General features: G+C 45.0%; 18 protein-coding genes. 5 read left to right on the forward strand and 13 right to left on the reverse strand.

The genetic code is table 11. From position 1 onward, the window contains the following. Positions 1-4 precede the first annotated feature (4 nt). From A8708_RS25995 to A8708_RS26025, 7 genes are all read right to left on the reverse strand, one after another. Positions 5-757 carry an amino acid ABC transporter ATP-binding protein gene (locus A8708_RS25995; protein WP_068668437.1) on the reverse strand — a complete coding sequence of 251 codons (753 nt, stop codon included), beginning with the start codon at positions 755-757 and terminating at the stop codon, positions 5-7. After that, on the reverse strand, positions 754-1,464 hold the full coding sequence (locus A8708_RS26000) for an amino acid ABC transporter permease (protein ID WP_068668439.1): 711 nt from the start codon (positions 1,462-1,464) through the stop codon (positions 754-756). The genes A8708_RS25995 and A8708_RS26000 overlap by 4 nt, the downstream gene beginning before the upstream one ends. Then, positions 1,461-2,237 (reverse strand): amino acid ABC transporter permease, encoded by a 777-nt coding sequence (locus A8708_RS26005; RefSeq protein WP_068668441.1) that lies wholly within the window; start codon positions 2,235-2,237, stop codon positions 1,461-1,463. Before A8708_RS26005 ends, A8708_RS26000 begins: the two co-directional genes overlap by 4 nt. A gap of 40 nt (positions 2,238-2,277) precedes the next feature. After that, complete coding sequence (locus A8708_RS26010; protein WP_068668443.1) at positions 2,278-3,159, reverse strand: transporter substrate-binding domain-containing protein; 882 nt, start codon at positions 3,157-3,159, stop codon at positions 2,278-2,280. Between the two features lie 137 nt (positions 3,160-3,296). Continuing rightward, complete coding sequence (locus A8708_RS26015; protein WP_068668445.1) at positions 3,297-4,193, reverse strand: LysR family transcriptional regulator; 897 nt, start codon at positions 4,191-4,193, stop codon at positions 3,297-3,299. Between the two features lie 160 nt (positions 4,194-4,353). Then, the gene (locus tag A8708_RS26020) at positions 4,354-6,024 is read right to left on the reverse strand and encodes a DUF4091 domain-containing protein (protein ID WP_068668447.1); all 1,671 of its coding nucleotides are present in this window, start codon (positions 6,022-6,024) and stop codon (positions 4,354-4,356) included. Positions 6,025-6,052: 28 nt separating this feature from the next. After that, positions 6,053-7,186 (reverse strand): Gfo/Idh/MocA family protein, encoded by a 1,134-nt coding sequence (locus A8708_RS26025; RefSeq protein WP_068668455.1) that lies wholly within the window; start codon positions 7,184-7,186, stop codon positions 6,053-6,055. Positions 7,187-7,332: 146 nt separating this feature from the next. On the opposite strand from A8708_RS26025, the gene A8708_RS26030 reads away from it, so the two are divergent. After that, positions 7,333-8,229 (forward strand): helix-turn-helix domain-containing protein, encoded by an 897-nt coding sequence (locus A8708_RS26030; RefSeq protein WP_082927812.1) that lies wholly within the window; start codon positions 7,333-7,335, stop codon positions 8,227-8,229. Between the two features lie 86 nt (positions 8,230-8,315). Here the strand turns inward: A8708_RS26030 and A8708_RS26035 are convergent, their stop codons facing one another. Beyond that, positions 8,316-8,741 carry a GNAT family N-acetyltransferase gene (locus tag A8708_RS26035; protein WP_338044240.1) on the reverse strand — a complete coding sequence of 142 codons (426 nt, stop codon included), beginning with the start codon at positions 8,739-8,741 and terminating at the stop codon, positions 8,316-8,318. Between the two features lie 98 nt (positions 8,742-8,839). Beyond that, complete coding sequence (locus tag A8708_RS26040; protein ID WP_068668457.1) at positions 8,840-10,165, reverse strand: MFS transporter; 1,326 nt, start codon at positions 10,163-10,165, stop codon at positions 8,840-8,842. 184 nt (positions 10,166-10,349) lie between these two features. On the opposite strand from A8708_RS26040, the gene A8708_RS26045 reads away from it, so the two are divergent. From A8708_RS26045 to A8708_RS26060, 4 genes are all read left to right on the forward strand, one after another. Next, the gene (locus A8708_RS26045; RefSeq protein ID WP_068668458.1) at positions 10,350-11,114 is read left to right on the forward strand and encodes a sulfite exporter TauE/SafE family protein; all 765 of its coding nucleotides are present in this window, start codon (positions 10,350-10,352) and stop codon (positions 11,112-11,114) included. A 210-nt stretch (positions 11,115-11,324) separates the two neighbouring features. Beyond that, positions 11,325-11,726 carry an aspartate 1-decarboxylase gene (gene panD, locus A8708_RS26050; protein ID WP_068668459.1) on the forward strand — a complete coding sequence of 134 codons (402 nt, stop codon included), beginning with the start codon at positions 11,325-11,327 and terminating at the stop codon, positions 11,724-11,726. Beyond that, positions 11,719-12,465, forward strand: coding sequence for a YheC/YheD family protein (locus tag A8708_RS26055; RefSeq protein WP_068668460.1), 747 nt, complete (start codon positions 11,719-11,721; stop codon positions 12,463-12,465). The genes panD and A8708_RS26055 overlap by 8 nt, the downstream gene beginning before the upstream one ends. 37 nt (positions 12,466-12,502) lie before the next feature. Further along, positions 12,503-13,741, forward strand: a complete 1,239-nt coding sequence (locus tag A8708_RS26060; protein ID WP_068668462.1) for a threonine synthase — start codon at positions 12,503-12,505, stop codon at positions 13,739-13,741. A gap of 159 nt (positions 13,742-13,900) precedes the next feature. Here A8708_RS26060 and A8708_RS26065 read toward each other — a convergent pair whose 3' ends face one another. The 4 genes from A8708_RS26065 to A8708_RS26080 all read right to left on the reverse strand — a co-directional run bounded on the left by A8708_RS26065 (position 13,901) and on the right by A8708_RS26080 (position 18,331). Continuing rightward, entirely contained in the window at positions 13,901-14,389 is a 489-nt protein-coding gene (locus A8708_RS26065; RefSeq protein ID WP_068668463.1) for a hypothetical protein, read from the reverse strand. An 83-nt stretch (positions 14,390-14,472) separates the two neighbouring features. Continuing rightward, complete coding sequence (locus A8708_RS26070; protein WP_068668464.1) at positions 14,473-15,102, reverse strand: hypothetical protein; 630 nt, start codon at positions 15,100-15,102, stop codon at positions 14,473-14,475. A 109-nt stretch (positions 15,103-15,211) separates the two neighbouring features. Next, on the reverse strand, positions 15,212-16,078 hold the full coding sequence (locus A8708_RS26075) for a DMT family transporter (protein ID WP_068668467.1): 867 nt from the start codon (positions 16,076-16,078) through the stop codon (positions 15,212-15,214). Between the two features lie 36 nt (positions 16,079-16,114). After that, entirely contained in the window at positions 16,115-18,331 is a 2,217-nt protein-coding gene (locus A8708_RS26080) for a GDYXXLXY domain-containing protein (RefSeq protein ID WP_068668468.1), read from the reverse strand. Between the last annotated feature and the right edge of the window lie 34 nt (positions 18,332-18,365).

Below are 18,365 nucleotides of genomic sequence, written 5' to 3' on the forward strand. Positions count from 1 at the left end.
GATGCTAAATGTTGTAGCTCCATTCGGGCGTAATACGCTTCAGGAATTGCTTCGTGCGTTCTTCTTTGGCATTGCCGAAAATGTCCCTCGGGTTGCCCTCTTCAACGATAACGCCTTCGTCCATAAAGACCACATGATTAGCCACTTCTCGGGCAAAACCCATTTCATGGGTAACGATGATCATCGTGATGCCTTCCTTCGCGATCTTCTGAATCACGTCCAGCACTTCACCAACAAGTTCGGGATCGAGTGCGGATGTCGGCTCATCGAATAAAATGACTTCAGGATTCAGAGCCAGTGCACGGGCAATCCCTACACGTTGCTGCTGCCCACCAGATAGCTGACTTGGATAGGCATCTAACTTGCTTCCCAAACCCACTTTCTCCAGCACCTTTACGCTGGTCGCTCTTGCCAGTTCCTTTGATTGTTTCTGGACAATCACAAGACCTTCCATAACGTTTTCGAGCACTGTTTTATGTTTGAATAGGTTGTAATGCTGGAATACCATCGCGGTTTTTTGCCTGAGCGCATGAATGTCCCCTTTGCTGGGACGCTTGCAATTCACGGTGAAATCTCCGATCGTCACTTCGCCTAGACTCGGCTTCTCCAAATAGTTCAAGCAACGGAGCAGCGTTGTTTTTCCCGAACCGCTGGGGCCAAGGATACAGACGACTTCGCCTTTTTGCACAGTAAGGTTGATCCCCTTAAGCACCTCGTTTTTACCAAACGATTTGGTGATATTCGTCAGTTGAATCATGACACGCCACCTCGGTTATACAGATTGATTCGTTTCTCTAGTAAGCCCGTGGCTCGCTCAATCAAGAAGGTGATTCCCCAGAATAGCAGGGCTGCAGCAATATATGCTTCGAAGAATTTCCAATTTGTCGTTGCGACGATTTGTGCTTTGGCGTTGATTTCCACCACAGATACCGTAAAAGCCAATGTAGAGCCATGCAGCATACCAATCAACGTATTGGATAAGTTCGGTAAACTGACCGCAAATGCTTGTGGCAAAATGATGCGTCGCAGCGCCTGTGTGGTCGTCATCCCAATGGAATAGGCCGCTTCCATCTGTCCCCGATTAATCGCTACGATACCCGATCTGACGACCTCTGAAAGGTACGCACCAGCGGTGATCGAGAAGGAAAGAAAGGCGAAGCCGATCATCGGTATAGACACGGAACGGAAGCTCCATCCGAAAGTAACGGCAATCGAATCGATGATCATCGGCAATCCGAAATAGATTAGCAGCAGATGCATAAGCATCGGTGTTCCGCGAACAAATGTCACATAAGCTGTTGCGATATAATGGATATAAGGCACGCGGTATAGTCGGATTAAAGCTACGGAGGCTCCAATTAGGAATCCAAAGAAGACTGAGACAATAGTAATAATTAGTGTAGTTGGCAGTGCAGAAAGCAATTGAACAAAGGCCGTCCCTATGAATCCTGGATCAATACTCATGCTTGGAAGCCTCCTTTATCTGGTTGCGAGGACCAGACACCCTTGAACCATCTGCGTGATAGAGGCTCACGTTCCTCCGCCACTAGCGGTTGCTCGTGTTGGAGTAAGCGTTTCTCGATGTACATAAACAGTTTCTCCAGTCCAAAGCAAATAACGAAATAGATAATGGACAAGGAAATGTACGTTTCCATAAAATGTTGAGTGGCCGCTCCAAGCGTCTGAGCTTTCCCCATCAATTCCATCGCACCTAGTGAGAATGCCAATGAGGTATCCTTCAAGTTGGCAATAAGCAGGTTTGTAAAGTTGGGCAGCGAAATCGCTAGTGCTTGCGGCATAATAATGCGGTTAAAGGCCTGGTAACCCGTCATCCCTATAGAATAGGCGGCTTCTACTTGCCCTTTGTCCACGGCTTTGACCGCTGCGCGGATGACTTCCGAAATATAAGCCCCAGAATGTAAAGCAAATGTTAGAATCACAAACGATAAAACAGGGGCTCTGGAGACATCCATATGGATCCCCTTCAGCAGCTCAGGTAAACCGTAATAGATCAGAAATAGCTGAATCAGAATCGGTGTCCCTCGGAAGAAGGAAACATAAATCTGAGATAACCTTTGTACAATTGGTACTTGATACAGCCGGGGCAAGGCTATGAGAAATCCGAAGACGATTCCGAGCACCATCGAGCAAGCAACAATGAATAAGGAAATATGAATGTAATTCAGTAATTTCGGCAGAAAATCAAATACATAGGTGATATCGAATTTGTTTGCCATAAGAGCGATCTCACCTTTCTTAACATTATGGAACGTTTATCTATTTCACATCATCTTTGTTCGTAAAGTCTCCACCCAGCCACTGCGTGCTCAACTTCGCGAGCGTACCGTCTGCTTTGACAGCTTTCAGAGCCACGTCAATTTTGTCTGCAAGCTCTTGCCCATCCCTATCATTTTTGCGGAATAAGAAACGCACTTCCGCTTCCTCAATGATCGGTCCGACTGTTTTCAATTTACTTTGCGGATCTACGAGTGGAAGCAAGAAATCTGCACCAAGTGCGCCATCAGCACGCCCTGTTGTAAGCTGCGTAACCAAGTCGTTGGCTGCGCCGCTTTGATACACAATTTTGATCGCATTGTCATTGGCTTTGTTATAGTTCTCCAGCAGTGTGGCCTCTGCACTTGTAGCTGTCGTTAGTGCTTTCTTGCCCTTCAAATCATCGATCGTTTTCACAGTTGTGTTCTCTTTCGCTACGATGACTTTGGTTTTCCAGTACGCATACGGCTCGTTGTTGAACAAATATTTCTGTTCACGCTCTTTGTTCTTCTCAATTTCATGTGCAACGAAATCAATTTTGTTCGTTTCCAAGCTAAGCAGCAGGTTAGCGAAGTCCATCGTTTTGAACTCGAACTCATATTCTGGCAACCGCTTGTCGAGTTCTTTTACTAACTCAATATCGTATCCTGTAAGTTTTCCATCCTTATCTAGAAAGGCTACATTGGGGAATTGTGTCCCTGTGCCTACGATGATTTTCTTTACTTTCACAGGTGCAGCCGTTGCAGCCGCAGTGGCAGTTGGTGCTGTCGTTGCCTCAGCAGCTCCTTTAGGAGAAGCATTCGTTGTCTCGCTTTTCGATCCGCATCCTACCGCTACCAAAGCTAATGCTAATGTTGTTACCGTAAGTGTTGTGAATTGTTTCATCGTGAACCCCTCCAAATTTCCCATTGTAATTATTCTTATAATTCCTACTTGTTTTATATGAATTAATTCTGTGGATTTAATGTATCATGGAGTCGTCGAACTGGATAATAGAGTTTTTCTATATGCATATCGAGAAGTCAAATCGTTTCTCGAATCGACTGAGCGATTCTTTTACACAAATCTAAGGCACTATTGAAAAACAAGGCGTTCTCACCATTCAATACAATCATGTTCGTTTGTAGGGAGATACCTGCTACTTCTGGAAAGTGAATGGGGAATAGCTTCCCCTCTTTGACTTCCTGCTCGACACATAGGCTAGGAAGAAACGCAATACCTACACGTCCAAGCACTAGTTTCTTCGCAGTCTCTAGCGTATCTGTCTGAAATTCAATGTTCGGCGGTTGCTTCATACTGGCAAATAGTCGGTGGATTCGCATCCAGTCGAGGGACCCGCATTCAAAGAAAACAAGCGGATAATCACCTATATCATCAATAGAAATGGTCTCGTCCCCTATAAATGGATGGCCTTCATAGACATATAAACGAATAGGATCTTCATAAGCTTTGGCTGAAACGAGATTAGGGTGACTAATATTCCGTACAAAACCGAAATCTAACTCGCGATTCAGCACCTTTGTAATGATCTCCTCGGAAGATGCTGTAGTTAGCTTATAGTTCACATCGGGATATTTTATCTTGAGTTTCGGTATAATGGATGGGATGATATAGTTCGAAACCGATACAGTACAACCTACGCGCAACTCGTTGGGCAGCGTGCGTTTCTGCTTTAATTGAATTTTACTCTTCTGAAAAGTTTGCAACAGCTGCCCAGCATAAGGAAGAAATTTCTTCCCATCGTCCGTCAATGAAATCTGCTTCCCAATCCGTTCGAAAAGTCGGCAATCCAGCTCACGCTCTAGGGATTGTATGCGTGCCGTGACGGATGGCTGGGATAAAAAAAGAACTTCTGCCGCTTTGTTAAAGCTGCCATAATGAATGACATACACGAAGGCTTCGATATTCTCAATGTTCAAGGCAAGCACCCCTTTCACCCTACATGAAATAAAACATATTATTCCGATTAGTTAACTTGGTTTTATAATAGAATAATATTAGATCACGCTCCATCATGTGTCAAGACCAAAAAAGCTGTCCCCTTTTCCAGGGGAGCAGCTTATCACGTTTGTATCGTATTCAACTGTAAGTTGCAATCGCCTGATTAATCCGCTCACGCACATCGAGCATCCATTCTGTACTGCGCGGATAAACGGAAAATGTGAGGGGCTCTGGCAAGCCTTCTTCAATCAAGGCAAGGGTTCGCTCCTTGCCGATATACGTCTCGAGCAACTGTAGGGCTCGCAAATCCTGCAGTGCCTCATGGAATACTTCCAACCGAATCGACTCGATTGGCCCTGTTTCTCCTGGATACACGACGAAGCTGTCTCCAGAAGGAAATGTATACAAGGCATCTGTTACTTTAAACGGATCCAATTGTTTCATGGAATACTGGGAGTAATAGAAATTGTAACCCCAATGTAGAAATCCTTGGATATCAAACTTGTACAACTGCAAGCCAATGATCCTATTCCGTGCAGACGGCATGTTAAAGAAACGGTTGGATACTTCTTTGTACTGTACGCAGCAGTAATACGTCCACAAATCCGGGACACCTGCTTCAAGGAAAGGCTCAATATGGTCGTTCGATGGAATCGGCTTTTGAACAATCCCCTGCTCATAGAAACTGATATTCGTCAATGCATCGATAATCGGATAATCGGGAGGAAGCAGCTTCCGCACGAGATCACTCGCATTTTTATAAGATTCCAAGTGATCTTTGGTAGGCTCATCAGACACATGGAAATAACTGCATGATGCGATACCTAGACGTCGGATAACTTTATCTAGTTCTGGTAAGAACTGCTCTAGGAAATGAGCGTACGCTTCCCCTGCCGCATCTGTATCCCAACCGAAAATTCGCTGTTCGCTCCCATTCATCGTAGCTACAATTTTCGGGGTATGTTTAGCACCCCATTGGGTGAACAAATGGGCGAATTCGAAGTACTCAACACCTTTGCTCTGACAAAGCGCTACCCATCGCTCTAACTTTGAAAATTCAAAAGCATACGTGGTACTGGCATCGATCTTACCTTCAACAACACTGACATCAATTAACTGCACGGTAGGACGCTCGCCACCAATTGCTGTATCCAGCGGCGGGGTAAAGATCGGAGTCAGAATCATGTTGATACCATGCTTAACTGCTGTTTCTAAGAACTGTCCAATGCGTGACCAATGCGCCTCACTAAACACATCGATGTTATATTGCGTTGCTATGCAATCCGTATGAAACCACTCCGTATGGATTAGTTTCTGCTTAGGAAGTGTGGCTGCGAGTACGGTGAGTTCCAACACTTCTTCACTTAGTTTCTCTCCTTGCGGTGAAAGGAAACTTACATGCACGTTATACGTGCCCGCAACAACAGATGCATCCAGTTCAACATGAATCCAGACGGATCGCCATTGGCCAGGAAGTGCTATTATCGTCGATTCTTCAAGCGGATACAAAGGATCTGGGTACAACCCCGGCGCCGTCCGCAGCACATGCTCATCATGGTCCGCATAGCAAGGCATTTCTGCAGGAACAAGTCCTACAGCGCGAAGGGTAAAAGGAAGCCCAAGTGTCGAATGGATCTCTACCTCAATGTCTTTCATTTGTTGATTGGAGGTATACGCAATTTGGTAGGCAAAGTGCTCTCCTCGCAAGGCGGTTGCTTGCTTGTACGACGCTTCTTGAGGCGCCTCATCCGCAAAAACTTTGGATAACGAACTCAAAGAAATGGTTTGAAACGTCATCTTTTTGTCCATGTGAATTCTCCCTCCTTCAATCTTTTTATTAATCCCATTTCAATGCTTGGAATGTTCCGGTTCGTGCAGATTCTTGCGCTTTGATACACATCATAGCACTCATCAAACCATCATCTAGTGTGGAGATTGAACTGGCAGTCCCCTTCATAATTTCTGTGAAATTACGTGCCAACTTCTCATCGCCGCCAAAATGATTGCTTCCTGCTCCGATTTCGTAAGTCTCAACATGCGCTGTATGATGCATATGGACTTTGACAATGCCTGTGTAGAAATCGAAATCCACCGTACCTTTGTAACCCATAAACCGCGCTCCACGTGCAGCAGCTCCCCTGCGAATAAAGAAATTCTGCGAGTAGGACATATGCATACCGCTTTCATATTGAAACAGCGCGCTTCCGGAATCCTCATTCCCCGTATCTTCTGCGTAGCAGCAATACTGCCATGTTGGATCTAGTGGTTCCGAAGCATTCACAGTACTCTCTGGGCAAGTACGATTATCTTCACAATCGACACATTTGAGCCCCGCAGATTTATTCCCTTTGAAAATTTGCTTGGATGTCATCGCACAGACAGTAATCGGTCTTTGACCAAGGATAGCTTGGATGTAGTCAAGATCGTGCGTTGCTTTTTGAAGAAATAGTCCGCCTGTTTCCTCCTCATTTCGATACCAACTTTGGAAATAAACACGGCCATACGGTACATTATTTATCGCCTGAACATGCTCAACCGTGCCGATTTTACCCGATTGAATGATGTCCTTAACCAACTCCACAATAGAGGTTACCCGCAATGGGAAGGATACGACGACTGGCGACTTGGATGCTTCATAACCTTGCTTCAACCGAAGCAGATCATCGTAGTTCGTAGATACCGGCTTTTCGATATACAGAGGTAAATCATGTTGCAACACTTTCAATCCCATCGTTGTATGCAGATTACAGCGCGTGCCAATCATGGCCCCGTCTAGCTGCTCTGTCTCCAGCATTTGTTCCGGTGTATCATAGTACTTAATATGATCCCACCCTCGCTCAAGTAACTTGGCTTTAATCTGATCTTTGCGTACATCAACAATCGCTTCAATCCGGCAGTCCGCATCTGCCTTCAAAACTTCATTAATCACATGACTAATTCTAAGTCCATATCCAATTACACCTATCTTCATGCTAGCTCCCCCTCGAACTTTGCGATACCTTGATTATAAAAGAAGGTCGGGGGCTTTTCTTTGTCTTGAAAGCCGATTTTTTTGTATTTTCTACTGTGTTATGATAGACCTATACGTATTGCATCGAAAGATCAGGAGTGACACCCATGGCGATTAGCGAAACGAACACCACAGCGTACCATCGCACGCATTTGAAAATGAGTCTGGTCATTAATAAAGTAATTACCATGCATTACTTCGAGTTCGGCAAGGATTATTCGTTCAATGGGGAGAAACATGATTTCTGGGAATTTCTCTATGTCGATCGCGGGGAAGTGGAAGTTCATGCGGATGATCAGCGTTATTTACTGAAGCAAGGATCCATTATTTTTCATAGACCCAATGAATTTCATAGCTTCTACGCGACCAAAGGGAAAGCTCCTAATTTGATCGTCATGACGTTCGACTGTCATTCGAAAGCTATGCAATTTTTCGAGCAGAAAGTGCTGCATTTAGAAGATGAGGAACGGAATCTCCTAGCCCAAATCGTTCGAGAAGGACAACAAGCGTTCGAATTCCCCTTCGGACATCCCCTTGTGCGCAGGCAAGATGCACCTGTAGGTAGTGAACAAATGATTCAAAGCTACCTAGAAATTCTTTTTGTCCGTCTGCTGCGGAAATCTGCTCAATCGGAAGTTGAATCACCTCTCTCTACGGGTGCTAAGGAGAAGTCCGTCCATGATTTGACCAACAGGGTCATGAACTACATGGAGCAGCATATTGACGCTCCACTTACTCTCAATGAAATCAGCCAAGTATTCTGTGTTGGCAAAACGCAGCTCAAAGACCTTTTCAAAAAGCATACCACCTACACGCTCATGGAGTATTTCGCCAAACTGAAAATCGATCATGCCAAAATTTTGATACGCGAAGAAACGTATAATTTCACGGAGATAGCCAGGAAACTGGGCTTCAGCTCCGTTCATTATTTCTCCAAGGCCTTTAAGAAAGCTACCTTAATGAGCCCATCTGAATATGCAAGAACGGTCAAATCCCGCATGTAGGCACTTATTCTACCTCATAGCATGCAAAAATCCCGAGAAGCTGCAACAAGCAGTTCCTCGGGATTTGTTGTCTTATACAACGATTTTCACTCTTTTTCGTCTTCTTCCTCAATCTCATACGTGCATAGGAACCGCTCTACGCCTGGATATTTCTCTCCAAGACTGCGAATAACGAATCCAACGTTGCGATAAAATTGCACTGCTTCTTCATCCGTTTCCGCGGTAATGCGCACTGGCTGCATATCATCAATAATTTCAAGCAGCATGCCGCGTCCGAAACCTTCTCCTCTGCTCTCTGGCTCAACAGCGAGGTGGCGAAGCGTCATTTCTTGTTTCTCATTCAACTCGAAGCCGATAATTCCGACTGGTAAACCTTCCGATTCATAGGCAAATAACCACGTGTTCTCATTATCTTCATAGAAACTGACCGCTTCTTGAAGGCTATCTGGATCTGGAAACACACTATAGCTAAGCAATTGTTGAATATCACCCTCAAGAAGACGGGATTTCACATTTAACAGCACGTACACTCACTTCTTTCTATATTCGTATAACTCTAATTTTCTACTAATGGGTGCAGGCTGTCAACTTACGTCGAGTGTCGTGCTCACTATCCTGCCAAACCCTCTTGCTTCGTAGTTCGAATCGCCAAAGGCACTGCAAAAGCTACAATACTTGCGATTAACCCATAAACGAACATCCCATGAATGCCCGTGTAGAAGATGTCTGCTTTGGTGACAATAGAGCCCATCACCGTGACACTGACTGCCGTTCCAATATTACGGGCGAATAGCTGCAATGAAGTTGAAATCCCCTTCTGATGAGCCTCGACTAACTGCTGAGCACCAATTGTTGAAACCGTAAATAGGAGTCCGAACGAGAGTCCTAGCATGGTCAGTGAGCCGAATATGTAACTAAATGAGGTACCTTCACGGATAAAGAATAAGAGAACGGCTGTGATGACAAGTAAAACATTGCCCGTTAACAGCAGCGGTTTGTAACCGAAGCGTATTACCCACTTGCCGCTTGGAATGGCGACAACCATCCAACCGAGTGATGTACCCAGAAGCGCAATTCCGCTGATGAACAGCGAGTGCCCTTGATTTTGCAGAAATAATGGAATAAAACTCGACGTCCCGAAAAGAGCCGCACAACTAAGAAATGAACCGGCTATCATTAAAGCTACTGGCTTATTGCGCATCAACGTCATCGGAACGATCGGGGCAGCATGCCCTTTTTCATAGAGGAAGAATACGATAAGTAAAACAGCTCCAACGACACCGTACAGGATGGTATGGGATTCGACCACTGTCGTTAGCAACAAGGATGAGATCCCCGCAGCAAACAAAAGTGCTCCCCAATAATCAATGACGGATTTCTTCGCTTGATACACTTCTTTGTATGGAAGCAAGGCAAGTAAGGCAATGAGACATATGGGAACATTCACGAAGAAAATCCAGCGCCAATTCAGATAGGTTACAAAGAACGTTCCCAATGTAGGAGCTAAAATCGCAGCTAATCCCCACATACCTGTGAAAAAGGCCTGAACTTTCCCACGCTGTTCCACTGGGTAAATATCTCCTGCAATAATAGAGGGAAACGGCATCATCACCCCTGCGCCAATCCCTTGAATGGCTCTGAAAATGATGAGTTGCACCATACTATGGGCTAATCCGCAGAGGACGGAACCCCCTAGAAATAACAGAATGCCCGTGGCATAGATCCGTTTGCGCCCAAATAAATCCGATAGTCGCCCTGCTAGAGGAGCAAGCACCGTAGAGAGCACCATATAAGAGGTAAATGCCCAGGCATATAGACTGTTTCCACCAATGTCATTCACAATGATCGGCATCGTTGTATTGGCAATTGTTGTATCCATTGACGCGACTAACATGGCCAGTACGATACTGACCATTACGGTAGTTCGATTACGCATGAATTGTCCTCCCTCAGCTGACTTAAACACATCTAACCATTGTACCCCATTCCAGAATTGATGAATAGCAAGCGATTTACTCGGGATAGCGATACATATGGAAAATTTCTCTTTACAAATACACTTGAGAGGACTAAAATTAATCCAATGTGTTTAGTGGGTAATGAAAAGAGGACATGACAACATGACTTTGAGTATTATTCTAATGGGTTTGATTGTTGGCTTTTTGGTCGGAATGACAGGTGTTGGCGGAGCTTCCTTGCTGACTCCCATTTTAATTCTAATTGGTATTCATCCTTCCATTGCTGTAGGAACTGATCTTCTTTATAATTCGATTACGAAGCTTTTCGGTACGGTTCAACATTGGCGGCAAAAAACAATTGATTTTAAACTTGTGAAAATGCTTGCCCTAGGCAGTATTCCAGGTGTTGTCGTTGCTGTCGTTTTCCTGAAATTATTTGATTCTTTCTTCGATAATCAAGAAGTCATCATTAAACACGCACTTGGCTATGTGTTGATTATGGTAGCTTTCGCAACTCTATTCAAAGTCTTCTTCGGGCATCGGTTGAAAGAAAATCGATGGCAGCTTCGAACTTTGGAGGAGAAGCGCTGGTTGACGATTGGGATTGGCGCCGTCCTTGGCTTCATTGTTGGACTCACTTCCATTGGCTCCGGATCCTTATATGCCATTGCTATGCTATACTTCTTCCGAATGATGCCTGCACAGCTGGTTGGTACAGATATCGCACATGCGTTTCTACTCTCCTCGACAGCTGGAATCCTGCACGCAAGCCTGGGGAATGTCAATTATTCACTCGTATTTAATCTTCTGATTGGTTCGATCCCGGGTGTACTTATCGGCAGTATGCTCGCAACGAAAGCACCTACAACTGTACTTCGGACCATTATTGCCACTTTGGTATTAATTAGCGGTCTTAAATTAATTTGAAGTTGATGCAGAGCCCTAGGCTCTGCTTTTTTGTTTGCAAGAAGTGGACTACTTTGTCAGATTCTGCGGTTGCCCGGGAAATAAACTGAATATTCCCTGTTGTGCTGTGCCCATTTTTCCATACAAATAGGCACTTACCTACACCGTGAGACTAGTCTCTCTCATACCCTGTGAAGAACAACATGTGATCATAAAGGAGAGCTACTGCACATGCAGCGATTAATGTGTAAAGGGAAGATACATCGTGCGACTGTAACGGAAGCCGATTTGGATTACGTAGGCAGTATTACGATTGATGGGTTACTAATGCGTAAGGCGAATATCCATCCGTATGAAATGGTTCAAGTCACTAGTCTGCGCAATGCCACCCGTTGGAAAACATATGCGATTCCCGCGCCAGAAGGCTGCGGCAAAATAGGATTAAACGGTCCGCCTGCCCACCTCTTCTCCCCAGGAGATCTCGTGATCATACTCAGCATGGGACTTATGAACGAAGAGGAAATTCTCTCACTCAAGCCTCAGGTTGTCTTTGTTGATGAACATAACCAGCTCCTTCAAGTAGAAGAACACGATCTCGTCATACAAAGGCAAGAGGAGAAAGCGTATGAGTAATCTATCTACGAGTAAATGGACCAAACATAAAATCCTCCGTAGATCAAAGAAGCTGCAAGCTCATCTCCCTGAAACAGAATGGTTAAGCACGGGCAGTTTCGTGCGACTTCTATCCAAATATGGTCAAGTCATCATTAAACCGACCGGCAGCTATGGGGGCAATGGGGTTATACAGGTCCGAACTTCCGGAAACTCATCCTATGAGGTTCAAGATGGATCTAGAACTCGAACCTATACAAATTATGAGGCCATTTCCCCATTTATTAAGAGAAAAATGAACAATACCAATATCATCCAACAACGGATCCCTCTTGCAACCAAGCATGGGCGTCCCTTTGATTTGCGAGTCATGGTGCAACGGCATACGAAATCTGACTGGCAAGTGACAGGCATGTTGGCCAAAGTAGCAGGCAAGGGCTACATTATTACCAATATTCGTAGAAGTGGCGGTCGCGTAGTCACCGTAGAGAAAGCAATTCAGGGCTCTGAGCTCCAGGGCATGCAGACCTCAGCACTTCTTGCTGAGCTGCGTTCGGTAGCCTTACTAACAGCTAATCAGCTCGGCCCTTCTTATCGCTGGGTCAAAACGATGGGGATTGACATGGCTTTCGATAAGCAAGGACATGTATGGATTATTGAAGTGAACTTCGCCCCTATGCTCGGGCTATTCTTGAAGCTGCCCAATAAATCTGCCTACCATGCAATCAAGTCATTTCATACTAGTAGGAAACAAACATGAGCACTCCTATTAGTAGAGACGCTGAGGAGGTACAGATATGAAACAATGGGAGCTGCAATGCTCACGATGTTCTGCGAAACTGCCCTTCCGCTATCAAGACATGAAATGCACATGCGGCGGCACTTTATTGGTTAGTTATGATCTTAATCATGTCGCACAAACGTTTACGAAAGCATCCCTTGGGCAGCGTTATCCTTCAATGTGGCGATATCATGAACTGCTTCCGATCCACGATCCGGCCCATATCGTTTCTCTAGGCGAAGGTTGGACACCTCTGTTAAGACTGCCAGACTGGGAGAGCAAGCTATCGCTCAAACGTCTTTGGATCAAACGAGAAGAACAGAATCCAACGGGCAGCTTTAAATCACGCGGATTTTCGGTTGCGGTTTCCTTGTTGAAACAAGCCGGCGCAACGAAAGCTGCAGTTCCGTCCAACGGGAATGCAGCAAGTGCGCTAGCTGCCTATGCAGGAAGAGCTGGCATCCAAGCATTTGTGTTCATCCCCATGGACTGTCCCTCACTCATTGTCGATGAATGCCCGATGTATGGCGCAACGACGGTACTCGTCGATGGCTTTATTCATGATGCTGCCGCGATCATCGAGTCAGGCCGCAAGGATCAAGGTTGGGTGAATGTCGGCACATTGAAAGAGCCAGGTCGTGTAGAAGGCAAAAAAACGATGGGACTTGAGCTCGCGGAGCAGCTTGACTGGACATTGCCTGATGTGATTATCTATCCCACTGGCGGCGGTTCGGGCATTATTGGCATGTGGAAAGCCTTCTTGGAATTGAAGACATTAGGCTTCATTAGTGGCGACATGCCTCGATTCGTTTGTGTACAAGAAGAGGGCTGTCAGCCTATTGTCGATGGTTTAATGCATTCGTTAGGGGGAACGAGTGCAATCAATACGGCTTCTACTCCTGTTGAGGAGCGAATTATTCCCAATCCAACCGGGATGCGTGTTCCGAATCCACCGGATTTGGAACTGCTGCTGTCCATTATCAAGCAAAGTGGTGGAACTGCCATCGCTGTGTCGAAGGAGCAAATTGCCCAAGCCACCCACAGCTTAGGCTCGGAAGGAATTTCCTCGTCGCCAGAAGGCGCAGCGACCTGGGCAGCTATGCTCGTTCTCAGTGACCGAGGCTGGCTTCGCCCCACGGACTCTGTGGTTCTGTTCAACACTTCGCATGCGATGAAATATGCAAAGCTTGGGGCGAGCGCGGCTATTCCCATCATACGGACGTATGATGAGTTTATGCTATATCGGAGTATATAGCTTGTTTGGAGGTTGGCCCGTAGATCGTCGACTTTTTCGACGATCTACGGGCTTTTTGCCTCTTCGGGCCCGAGATTGTCGGTTTTTTCGACGATCTCGGGGGATTTTTGCCCTTTCAGGCCCGAGATAGTCGGTTTTTTCGACTCCTCTCTCATTTCTTCACTTGCTGCGATGAAAAAGTGCGATTGCTTTTTCAGTGATCAGAAATTGGTAGCTTCTTGTCTGACTTCCACCACTATGGCTAAGTAAATCTTTGGCTGCCATGTCTCGTACGATTTTGCTACAAGTTTCTCTCGTAAGTTGCAACCAGTGGCACACTTCTTTCATACCAAATGGCTTATTACAAGTAAGAGCAAATCTCAGAATCTCCCGCTCATAAATCGGCAACTTGAGCAGTCCGGCTTCCTGTACAGTACCGAATCTGCCTAACCATCCATATAAATTTCTTTGGCACAAGATTGGCTTTTTCTCAAGCTCATCCCGGCTGTATGGGAAATAGGTATAACCCAGCATAGCAACACTTCGAGCACGTGCCCTTTCTAATGAGAAGCGGTCTCTCGTTATTTTCTCAGCGTGCGTAATGAAGCTGTCCTCCTCAAACACAATTCTTATTTGGGGATGACAGGCGCGCTTTCTCGAACAAATCAATCGCCTCCTAGAAAACAAAAACGCCGCCAACTCCTACAATCAGGAGCTAGCGGCGTGTGCTTCACACATTCATTGTTGCTATCTTATTGACCTAAATTATTTTCCTCATACAATCGGTACATCGCTTGAATCAACGGTTCTGCTGGGTCACGATTCAATAAGTATAATGTCATTAAGTATTGAAGCGGAAGTGCACATGTATTGTTGCCATCTTCGACAGCAACAAATCCAGCTTCAAGAACAGGGCCATGTTCCTCATGCAGCTCAAGATCAACGTAGATTTTCTGATCAGGGAACTCTGCACGAACAGCTCCTGCACAATAAGGAACAATATGCTTGTCCAACAGTTCTTTTGCTTCATCTTCGGATTGTGGTGGATTCGGCAGAAGGTGACTCTCTTCGCTTCTCAACAAATCAACGAAGAAGGAGGACATCCATAGTCCTGCATTGGGATTCGTTTGGAAGTTACGCATAATTTCATTTAAGAAAAATCCGCATGCTGTGGACTTTTCGTCTTTTTTGAGTGTAAAAGCAAACATCGGACCATAAGTTGGGTTGTTGCCAATTTGTCCATCAACTTCATACTCTGGGAATTGTTCTTTCACAATTTCTTGGATATGTTGGAACCATGTAATAATGATTTGGGCCTGTTCACGTTCTGGATCATTCTCGATCTCTTCCGTTGCTAGTGTTTCGATATCTTTGTCTGTCATTGTCGTTATAGCCTCCTGAATCATTCTTAATGGCACGAATACCTCTATTGTAACGCATTTATGCCAGTTCAGAAAGTATATGTTGTAATTTACATGCCGAGCGACAATCTCAAGAAGCAACTAGCTTCATCATAAGGATCCCAACCATCGCAATTGCAAGGCCAGATTGTTCTAGTTTCGAGAATTTGTCCTTCAAAATAAATCGGGTATACAACAGGACGATCAGTACATTCAGAGCTACAACCGCTGAAACTAATCCCGTAATTCCGTTCGCAAAACCATGAATAATAAGAATCATTCCCATGACATTCGTAATGCCAACAGCCATACCGAACAGAAAAGTCTTACGTTCTGTCCAAGTGCTTCGCACTGTTGATTGCGGAGCTTCCTTCTTCTTGTCTCTCCACCACCAGATCGCAAAACAAATTGTGCCCGTTGCAAACATAAAGAACAAGGTTGGGAATAAGGAAGCGTGCACGAGGGTTGTCCATTTGCTTGACAAGTCGTTGGCTGCAAATAGAAGCAGCGCGATGACTCCCCAACCTGCACCTTGCAGGTTTTTTAACGTAATATCATTGGAATACCTGACGAATAAAATGCCAATGACAATAACAACAAAGGCAAACAGCTGAAGCAAGTTCAGCCGTTCACCCCATAAGATATATGCGAATAGCACAACAACTACCGATGGCAATCCTGTCAAAATGGCGACCAAAGAAGCCTTGCCTACTGCGAAGCCTTTGAACATGCTGGCATTGGCTCCGAAAGAGAACAAGCCCATTTGAATCCCAATAAGTGCCGAGATTTCCCATTCCGACCGCCATACGAGAGCACATGCCAAACTTACAACCGCCCCCATAGCAAAAGTACCGCAAAGTAATACATTTCGATTCAGCGATTGCTGACTTGACCAATGATATAAAATTCCTCGCAGCCCAAAACATAGCGCCGCGAGGACAGAAAATAACAGCCACATGATGTTCGTTACCTCTCTCTTTCTTGTCTGAAAGTATTATTTCTCCGTTAGTCGAACTAATATGGCATCCCCGCCTGCGGATACTTTGACTTCAGCAAATTTGGCATTTTGTTCATAACTTCTTCCCGTTCCTTCGGGGATAAAGAAATTCTCGATGCCATACTTAATCCCTTCATAGCCCTCTCTTTCGCCATTCAACCGAACTTCGTCAGATGCAAGTTGTTCTCCCTCGTGGTACTCCCTGCGGAACTCATACACATCAGACGTTCCACTGGGTGCAAGAACGACGGTTACTTTACCTTTGGAAGTCCGTTCTTCTAAATTGTCCTGATAGATCGGAGGCTCAGAAATCGTATATCGCAGACGAACATAATCTCCCTGAATCAAGGAGCGCGGGTCCAAAGGCTGCAACTGCAACTTGATCAGTTTCCCATGACTGAGGAGATACTCACTCTTACCAATTTGCAAAGACATTGCCACGAGTTGAAGGCCAACTAGTAATGCAATTACCCAACGATTCGGGCTAATACCCGTTGTTTGATTCGAGTCCTCCTCTGAATGAAGACCCTTCTTCTTCTCAATCCACACCGTAATTCCAATAATTAGAATACCGATAATCGCGAAGCTAATGGATTTATGCAGAAGCTTCCAAGCCAAATCGTAATATTTGTAAACGAGGAAAGCGATCCAGAAGCCCATTGACCAATCAAATATCCATGAGATATGAAGCTGCCTGCTTATCAAAATTGCCACTAGAACGATTACGAAGAATAGCGCATTCGTGGCATAGTACCACCCTGATTCCGTTATAAAGGTTAACGAGAACATGGCTAGAAAGAAAGCAGGAAAAGAGCTATACAGGATGGGCTTTCGGAAAGTCACCGGACGAATTCCTTGACCACCTGCGAAGATCAGGAATAGTAAACCGGCAATCATACTTAACACGGCAACGCCGCTATAGTTCCATATAAATAACACGAGGGCCAGGATAATTATGGAGGCTAAGAAAAAAAGAATCCGTGTTATCAACCCCTGTAAAAATACAAAAGCCGCAAGCGTTAAGGCAAGATAGATCAGCAGCATCGCAGGTCGTTCTGTACCAACCGAGGCGCCGGTTCCTAACATAAGTCCGCTTAACATAATGGTAAAACGAGCTAAGACATTAAATTTACGAGCGGCTAACATGCCAATCACTGCGATAAACCCGTATCCGATCAGGATATTGGCTGGCTCATCAAATCCTAATACAACTGTCACGAGTCCAATCAGGGTAAAACTCCCTAGCAAGGAACCGATGATAATAACAGAAATCGTAAGCACACGTACGATCCATTTGCTGAAGTCTCCGTCGTTTTTGGTCGGCTCCTCGGCTTCTGCCGCTGCTCCCGACTCGATCTTCTCAGTCGATGGCTTCCAAGCACGAACATAGTTCATGAACATCACGTTCGCACCGATAAACACGATAATGAACAACAAACTCACGATAAAGAAGAGTTCATTATGATACTCAATAATCAATTCCACATACTTCGTGGTAATCGCGGCTGAAATCCACAGTCCTGCGAACAGTAGATAGACTTTACTCTGTGTGCGATGTGCATACAGGATGGCCGTTGCAAGCGCTGCAACGAGTGGCACGTTCATCCAAATCCCATAATTTTCAAAAGTGTGAGACACTGACATGATTACGAAGATACAAAGTGTCGCTTGAAAAGTCACCCATTTGAGAAATGGGGAATGAAAGATCCCCTTCTCAAATAAAACAAACAAGGCACCATTCACGATCGCAAGCCCTAACCAGATCACGAGTGTAACACCCTCGGCTTCGGAATAACTGCCCCATTTGGGAAAGAAGAACAATCCATAAGCAAGGTGTCCAAGTATATAACTCAAGACATAATAGGGCTGCCATCTTGTAAGAATCGCATACAGAACTGCTGGAATAGACCAAATAAGAAACAAGCTATAACTATCCGCATGTGAATTATAGGTTTGACCGATTAACCCGATCCCAACACCGAAAGAAATACAGCTGGCGAACAAGCTTAACTTGCTTAGAAACTCCCTTCCCACCTTGCGGGAAAGCCAAACGGATAACCCGTAAAACCCCAATATAAGTACAAATATAGGAATAAACTTCTCTAATCGGTTCAACTTCTCCCAGTTAGAAGCAAAGAAGTAACCAATAGCAGTTAAAAGAGCACTAGCCCCTAGTACATAACCAAGTTGGATCATGATTTTGTTGGATTTCATGCTGTTTTCCCTCCCCTCGACTTACTTCTCATTC

Origin of the sequence: Paenibacillus oryzisoli, from assembly GCF_001653565.1 — a bacterium.
GTDB lineage: Bacteria > Bacillota > Bacilli > Paenibacillales > NBRC-103111 > Paenibacillus_E > Paenibacillus_E oryzisoli.

Coding starts and splice junctions, on each gene's coding strand:
- A8708_RS25995 (WP_068668437.1), bottom strand. CDS start 757: ATGATTCAACTGACGAATATCACCAAATCGTTTGGTAAAAACGAGGTG.
- A8708_RS26030 (WP_082927812.1), top strand. CDS start 7,333: ATGGCGATTAGCGAAACGAACACCACAGCGTACCATCGCACGCATTTG.
- A8708_RS26025 (WP_068668455.1), bottom strand. CDS start 7,186: ATGAAGATAGGTGTAATTGGATATGGACTTAGAATTAGTCATGTGATT.
- A8708_RS26040 (WP_068668457.1), bottom strand. CDS start 10,165: ATGCGTAATCGAACTACCGTAATGGTCAGTATCGTACTGGCCATGTTA.
- A8708_RS26080 (WP_068668468.1), bottom strand. CDS start 18,331: ATGAAATCCAACAAAATCATGATCCAACTTGGTTATGTACTAGGGGCT.
- panD (WP_068668459.1), top strand. CDS start 11,325: ATGCAGCGATTAATGTGTAAAGGGAAGATACATCGTGCGACTGTAACG.
- A8708_RS26020 (WP_068668447.1), bottom strand. CDS start 6,024: ATGGACAAAAAGATGACGTTTCAAACCATTTCTTTGAGTTCGTTATCC.
- A8708_RS26060 (WP_068668462.1), top strand. CDS start 12,503: ATGAAACAATGGGAGCTGCAATGCTCACGATGTTCTGCGAAACTGCCC.
- A8708_RS26075 (WP_068668467.1), bottom strand. CDS start 16,078: ATGTGGCTGTTATTTTCTGTCCTCGCGGCGCTATGTTTTGGGCTGCGA.
- A8708_RS26010 (WP_068668443.1), bottom strand. CDS start 3,159: ATGAAACAATTCACAACACTTACGGTAACAACATTAGCATTAGCTTTG.
- A8708_RS26005 (WP_068668441.1), bottom strand. CDS start 2,237: ATGGCAAACAAATTCGATATCACCTATGTATTTGATTTTCTGCCGAAA.
- A8708_RS26055 (WP_068668460.1), top strand. CDS start 11,719: ATGAGTAATCTATCTACGAGTAAATGGACCAAACATAAAATCCTCCGT.
- A8708_RS26000 (WP_068668439.1), bottom strand. CDS start 1,464: ATGAGTATTGATCCAGGATTCATAGGGACGGCCTTTGTTCAATTGCTT.
- A8708_RS26070 (WP_068668464.1), bottom strand. CDS start 15,102: ATGACAGACAAAGATATCGAAACACTAGCAACGGAAGAGATCGAGAAT.
- A8708_RS26045 (WP_068668458.1), top strand. CDS start 10,350: ATGACTTTGAGTATTATTCTAATGGGTTTGATTGTTGGCTTTTTGGTC.